This is a genomic window from Citrobacter sp. Ce129, from assembly GCF_030334545.1.
Taxonomy (GTDB): domain Bacteria; phylum Pseudomonadota; class Gammaproteobacteria; order Enterobacterales; family Enterobacteriaceae; genus Citrobacter; species Citrobacter europaeus.
In genome coordinates this window covers 1-289 of record NZ_JAOWDS010000002.1, presented here as the reverse complement: position 1 = coordinate 289, position 289 = coordinate 1, and the positions used below count along the sequence as shown (strand labels likewise).

The following is a 289-nucleotide window of genomic DNA, read 5'->3' as shown; positions in this document are numbered from 1 at the left end:
GCAATCAACTGGCCGAGCGTCAGTCACTGCTGCAGGCGTTTTACCAGAACGATGCGATCAACAAAGAGCAGTACGAACTGTTGAAGCAAAAGGCGGATAAAGATTCCGCTGATGCGCAGTACCAGACGGCGGTGGAGCTTTATAAGTCGCAGGGGAATCTGAACAGCCTCGCCATCGGCCTGATGGAAACCACCCAGGAGCGAACCTCCAACATGCTGACCGGCATGCTGAATGGTACACAGACACTCCGGGACGGGATGATTGGGTTATTTTCCTCCCTGACACAGTC

The 289-nt window shown here is 54.0% G+C and carries 1 protein-coding gene; it reads left to right on the top strand.

Annotated elements, in window-relative coordinates; all coding sequences use genetic code 11:
* Positions 1-289 (top strand): hypothetical protein (locus OGV77_RS00005; RefSeq protein ID WP_286502524.1); only part of this gene is annotated, 289 nt, incomplete at both ends.